This window comes from Streptomyces sp. NPDC058619 (genome assembly GCF_042717785.1).
Classification (GTDB): Bacteria; Actinomycetota; Actinomycetes; order Streptomycetales; family Streptomycetaceae; genus Streptomyces.
In genome coordinates this window covers 46167-52371 of the sequence record NZ_JBHXQN010000046.1, presented here as the reverse complement: position 1 = coordinate 52371, position 6205 = coordinate 46167, and the positions used below count along the sequence as shown (strand labels likewise).

Annotated in this window: 4 protein-coding genes; all 4 read left to right on the top strand. The window is 73.3% G+C overall.

Going from position 1 to position 6205, the window contains the following annotated elements:
- A partial coding sequence (locus tag ACFWTC_RS30295) for a response regulator (protein ID WP_383932687.1) occupies positions 1 to 2632 on the top strand: 2632 nt, incomplete at its 5' end.
- A gap of 82 nt (positions 2633 to 2714) precedes the next feature.
- On the top strand, positions 2715 to 5180 hold the full coding sequence (locus ACFWTC_RS30290) for a SpoIIE family protein phosphatase (RefSeq protein WP_383932689.1): 2466 nt from the start codon (positions 2715 to 2717) through the stop codon (positions 5178 to 5180).
- A 105-nt stretch (positions 5181 to 5285) separates the two neighbouring features.
- Entirely contained in the window at positions 5286 to 5693 is a 408-nt protein-coding gene (locus ACFWTC_RS30285; protein ID WP_383932691.1) for an ATP-binding protein, read from the top strand.
- Positions 5694 to 5843: 150 nt separating this feature from the next.
- Positions 5844 to 6173, top strand: coding sequence for an STAS domain-containing protein (locus ACFWTC_RS30280; protein WP_384029270.1), 330 nt, complete (start codon positions 5844 to 5846; stop codon positions 6171 to 6173).
- Positions 6174 to 6205 lie beyond the last annotated feature (32 nt).

Below are 6205 nucleotides of genomic sequence, written 5' to 3'. Positions count from 1 at the left end.
GATCACGGTGGACGCCTCCGGTGAGGTCGCCGAGCTCAAGGACAACATCAACTCGATGGTCGGCTCGCTGCGCGAGACGACCCGGGCCAACCAGGAGCAGGACTGGCTGAAGTCCAACCTGGCGCAGATCTCCGGCCTGATGCAGGGCCACCGCGACCTCGCCGTCGTCGCCGAACTCGTCATGGACGAGCTCACGCCTCTCGTCCGCGCCCAGTACGGGGCCTTCTACCTCGCGGAGGAGGGCCCGGGCGGCTTCGCCCTGACCCCGGTCGGCTCGTACGGGGCCCCCGCCGGCGCACTGCGGCGGTTCGGCCTCGGCGAATCGCTCGTCGGGCAGGCGGCTCGCAGCCGCCGCACCATCTCCACCGACGACGTACCGCCCGGGTACCTGATCTCCTCCGGCCTCGGCCAGACCGCGCCCGGCAGCCTCATCGTCCTGCCCGTCGTCGTCGAGGGCCAGGTCCTCGGGGTCATCGAACTGGCCTCCTTCACCGCGTTCACCCCTGTGCACCGGGACTTCCTCGACCAGCTGATGGAGACCGTCGGCGTCAACGTCAACACCATCGTCGCCAACGCCCGGACCGACGAACTCCTCGACGAGTCCCAGCGGCTCACCGCGGAACTCCAGGCCCGCTCCGCGGAGCTCCAGTCCCAGCAGGAGGAGCTCCAGCACTCCAACACCGAGCTGGAGGAGAAGGCCGCCCTCCTCGCCGCGCAGAACCGCGACATCGAGACGAAGAACCTGGAGATCGAGCAGGCGCGCCAGGAACTGGAGGACCGGGCAAGACAGTTGTCGCTCGCCTCGCGCTACAAGTCCGAATTCCTCGCCAACATGAGCCACGAGCTGCGCACCCCGCTCAACAGCCTCCTCATCCTGGCCCAGCTCCTCTCGCAGAACCCGAGCCGCAACCTCACCCCCAAGCAGGTGGAGTACGCGGGCATCATCCACTCCGCCGGCTCCGACCTCCTCCAGCTCATCAACGACATCCTCGACCTGTCGAAGGTGGAGGCCGGGAAGATGGACGTCCACCCGGAGCAGGTGGCCATGCGGCAGCTGCTCGACTACGTCGAGGCCACCTTCCGCCCCATGACCACGCAGAAGAACCTCGACTTCACGATCACCACTGCCCCCGGCGTCCCCACCCGGCTGGTCACGGACGACACCCGGCTGCGCCAGGTCCTGCGCAACCTGCTGTCCAACGCCGTCAAATTCACCGAACGGGGCCGCGTGGAGCTGCGCATCGAGATGGTCGAACCCGCCGAACGCCCGGCGGAACTGAGGGCGTGCGGACCGGTGGTCGGCTTCCGCGTCGGGGACACCGGCATCGGCATCGTCGAGCAGCAGCTCGACGTCATCTTCGGCGCCTTCCAGCAGTCGGACGGCACCACGAGCCGCAAGTACGGCGGCACGGGCCTCGGCCTCTCGATCAGCAGGGAGATCGCGCACCTCCTCGGCGGTGCGATCACGGCGCAGAGCACCGTGGGCACCGGCTCCACCTTCACTCTGTACCTGCCCGTCGCGCGGCCGGACTACGAGGACGGGTCGGCCCCGGCGGCCGGAACCGCAGCGGCCGGAGCACGGGCCGACGGAACCCCGGTGGTCGGAGCCCCGGCCGGAGCCACCGCCATCGGGATTCGCGCCGCCGCCGATCCCGAGCCGTCGTCCCGTACCCCGGACGCCGCGCCCGGCGGTGACGGCGGGCCCCCGGCTTCGATTCCCCGTCCACGCCGCCTGTTGGTGATCGAGGAGCGCGCGAGGGGGCTCCTGTCGCTCGTCGCCGAGAGCGCGGCGGCCGACCTGGCCACCGTCCGGGCGGACGGCGGCGGCAACAGAGTCGACGTCGTGACCGCGGTCAGCGCCCGGGACGCCGCCGCGGCCCTGGCCGTGGAGCCGTTCCACTGCGTCGTGCTCGACCTCGGGATGCCCGAGGAGGAGGTGGCGGGCTTCCTGGCAGCCCTGGAGGGCGACGCGGGGCTCGCCGCCCTCCCCGTACTGGCGCACCACAGCCGGCGGCCCGGCTCCGCGGCGGAGGCGATGCCGCACCGGCCCGCCGGGAGGCAGCCGCTGGAGCTGGTGGCCGGCCTCGACGAACTGCGCGAGCGGATGGCCTTCCACCTTTCCTACGAGCAGTCGGGGGACACCCCTCGGACCACGCGGACCGACGGGCGGGGCGAACCGGGTGATCCGGCGGGCCCCGGCGATCCGGCGAGCCCGGCAGACCCCGGCGGGCAGGCGCTCCGGGGCGCCGACGCCGTGCTGGCCGGCCGTACGGTCCTCGTGGTCGATGACGACGCCCGCAACCTCTACGCCATCAGCGGGATCCTGGAGCTCCACGGCATCGACGTGCTCCACGCCGTGGACGGCCGCCGCGGCATCGAGGCACTGGTCCGGCACCCGCACGTCGATCTCATCCTGATGGACGTGATGATGCCGGAGATGGACGGGTACACGGCCACCGCGGAGATCCGCCGGATGCCCGGCCACGCGGACCTCCCGATCATCGCGGTCACCGCCAAGGCGATGCCGGGAGACCGGGAGAAGAGCCTCGCGTCGGGCGCCAGCGACTACGTCACCAAGCCGGTGGACGCGGTCGACCTCATCGACCGGGTGCGCCGCTGGCTGACCCCGTGACCGGAGGCAGGCCGGCCCCCGGGCCGGTCCCGCGCCGGGGCAGACCGCAGCCGGCACACCGCAGCAACGAGAAGGGGACAGGGTGAGCACCCCGTACAGCCCGTCACAGGAACCCGAGGCGGCCCAGCCCGCGCACACCCGGACCGGCACGTCCGGACAGGTCGTCGTGCCCGTGCTCCCGCCCGGCCCGCACCCCGCACCGGCGGCCCCGCCCGACTCGGCCGTCGGCCGGCTGGTGGCCACGGTGGAGCGGCTGCGCCGCGAGGTGCGGGAGGCCGACGCCGCCGCCGACGGGCGGGCCCTGGTCGAGCTGGCCAAGGGCATCCTCGTCGAACGGCTGCGCTGCGGCCCTGCCCACGCGGCGGAGCAGCTGGACCGCCTCGCCGCCCAGGCGGCCGTGTCCCGGCTGGAACTGGCCGCCGACATCGTCAACCAGGCCGCCCGGGACCGGGTCAGCGAACTCGCCGCCGACTTCGCCGAGCGTACGAAGGAGCCCCCGTCTGCGGACCCGGCGGCGCTCCCGCTCTCCGTGCGGCTGCGCACCGCCGAGAGCGGCGTCCTGGCCGCGAGCGACACCCAGGCCGTCGCGCGGTCCCTGCTGGAGAACGCCCTGGACCCGCTGGGCGCGGTGGCCGTCGCCGTGTGGACCGCCGGAACCGACGGGTCACTCGTCCTCGCCGGGCACGCCGGCTTCCCCGAGGCGGAGGCGGCCCGCTGGCGCTACGTCCCCCCGGAGGTCGGCACCTTCGCCCGGCTGGCCCTCACCGAGCGCGGCCCCGTAACCTCGCGCCACCCCGCCGACCGGGACGCCCCGTCGCTGGGCCGGCACACCTGGCCCGAGGGCGGCCGGATCGCCCTGCCGTCCGGCTCCGGGGGGCGGGTCCACGGTGTGCTGGAGGTCTGCTGGCCCGAACCGCTGGCCCCGCAGCCGCCGCAGGTCCTGCGCCAGCTGGAAGCCCTCGCCGAGCTGTGCTCCCACACCCTGCACGACCTGCCTGCGCCCGAGCGCGCGCACGGCGGTCCGGCCGCCTGGCCGGAGCTGGAGGAGCTCACCGACCTCGCCGACAACCTCCACGACCCGGCCCTCGTCCTCACGCCCGTCCTGGACGAGCAGGGAAACCTGACCGACTTCCGCATCCACCACGTCAACGAGCGGTTCGTCGACCCCGTCGGCCGGCCCCGCGGCGCCATCAGCGGCTCCCTGCTGCTGGAGGCGTACCCCACGGCCGCCGAGGACAACGGACTGTACGAGAAGGCAAAGCGGGTCCACGCGACCGGCGAGCCGCTGCGCAACCAGCGGACCACCCTGACGGCCCTGGTGGGCCAGGTGGCCCTCCCGGCGGTCGCCGAGGTCAGCATCAGCCGCCACGCCGCCGCCCTCCTGCTGCTGTGGCGGACCGAGGACGAGACGGCGCGGCTGGCGAGCCTGCTCCAGCACGCCCAGCGGCTCGGCCGGGTCGGCGGGTTCGAGGAGAACCTCACCGCAGGGAAGGTCACCTGGAACAGCCAGCTGTTCGACATCTACGGACGGGCCGCCACGGCCCGGCCCGTCCCGATGGAGGAACTGCCCGACCACGCCCACCCCGACGACGGGGTCGACATCCGGCGCTTCCTGCGCACCGTGCTGCACCACCGGCGCGACGCGTCCGTCGACTTCCGCCTCCAGCGGCCCGACGGGATCACCCGGCACATCCGCGTGGTCGCCGAACCCGTCCTCGACGCCCAGGGCGGTCTGGTCGCCGTCCGGGGCGCCTACCAGGACATTTCCGCCCAGCACTGGACCGAGGTCGCGCTGGCCGCGACCCGCGACCAGCTCGCGCACACGGAGGCCGAGTCGGCCGACCGGGTCCGGCTGACCCTCCAGCTCCAGCAGGCCATCATGCCGCCGGCCCCGGCGCCGTTGGAGGTGCCGGGCATGCGGATCGCCGTACGGTACCGGCCGGCGGAGTCCGAGGCGCTCGTCGGCGGCGACTGGTACGACACGGTCCTGCTGCCCTCCAAGGAGGTCATGCTGTGCGTCGGCGACGTCGCCGGGCACGGCATCGGCGCGGCGACGGGGATGGTCGTCCTGCGCAACGCACTGCGCGGACTGGCCGTGACCGGCGCCGGCCCCGGGCAGCTGCTGTCCTGGCTCAACCGGGTCGCCCACCGCCTCACCGACCAGGTGACGGCCACCGCCGTCTGCGGCCTCTACAACCCCGAGACCGGGATCCTGCGCTGGGCGCGGGCCGGGCACCTGCCGCCCGTCCTGATCCGCGGCGAGAGCGTCGAGTCGCTGCCGCTCTCCGACGGCCTGCTGCTCGGTGTGCTCGACGACGTCACCTACACCGAGCAGGAGATCCGGCTGGAGGGGGACGATACCCTTCTCATGTTCACGGACGGACTGGTGGAACGCAGGGACCTGTCGGTCAACGAGGCGGTGGGGGAGTTCCTCCTCCGCACCAGGGACGCCCCGCGCGACCTGGAACGGCGCCTCGACCGGCTCCTCACCCACAGCAAGTCCGACACCGATGACGACACCTGCTTGATCGGAATCCAGCTGGTGTGACGGGTGCGGTCCCGGTATACGGGGAAGGGCCCTGTCAGCGGCCGCGGTTCGGGCGGCGAGCCGGGTCGCGGGGGCCGCGGCGCAGAAGGCGGAACGGCGGAGTCGATGGAGTACGAAGGACGGCAGCACCCGGAGCTCGCACAGGAGCTGCCGGCCACGGTGGCCCAGGCGCGCGCCCGGGTCCGGGAGCTGGTCGAGAGCATCCCCCCGGAGCGGGCCGGGACGGACGAGGGCCTCACCGACATCCTGCTGGTGACGTCGGAACTCGCGACCAACGCCATCCGGCACGGCGGGGGCCTCACCGGGTTCGGCGTCAGGATGGAGGCGGACGGACTCGTGCTCACGGTCGCCGACGCCAGCCCGCGGATGCCGGTGGCCCTCCTCCGGGAGGAGGGGTACACCGGCCCGGGCGGGTTCGGCTGGCCCCTGATCTGCCGGCTGGCCAAGGACGTCGCGATCACCCCGCTGCCCGGCGGCGGCAAGCGCATAGAGGTGCTCATGCCCCTGCGCTGAGGGCACGTGGCCGGGTCCGTCGAACCGGGGGCCGCCCACCGGCGCCCGGAAGCCAACGTGCATGGTTGGTGCAGGCCATGGGTAGTCCATCGCCGCACTGAACGAAGAAGAGGGGAGTCCAGGGTGACTGCCGAGCGCTGCCATGTCGAAGTGCTGGATCAGCAGGACGGGGTACGCGTCGTGGTGATGGCGGGCGAGTTCGACCTCGACAACGCCGGTCCGCTGCGCCTGGCCCTGGATCCGCAGGCCGAAGGCGTCCGGCGCTTCGTCGTCGACGTCACCCGGGTGTCGTTCGCCGACTCGATCACCTTGACGATCCTGCTCCAGGCGACGCTGGCGCGGGACGTCGTGCTGGCGGGTTCCCAGCCCTCGCACCTCGCGCAGCTGCTCAGACTGACCGGGGCCGACCGGGTGTTCGCCGCCGCCCCCTCGGTCGACGAGGGGCGCGCCATGGTGCTGCCTCCCCGCTCGGGGCGGTGACCGGCGCGGTCCCAGGGCCCGGCCGGACCCGC

What these genes read in the sequence shown, in the direction of transcription:
- ACFWTC_RS30285 (WP_383932691.1), top strand. Translation starts at nt 5,286, where the DNA reads ATGGAGTACGAAGGACGGCAGCACCCGGAGCTCGCACAGGAGCTGCCG.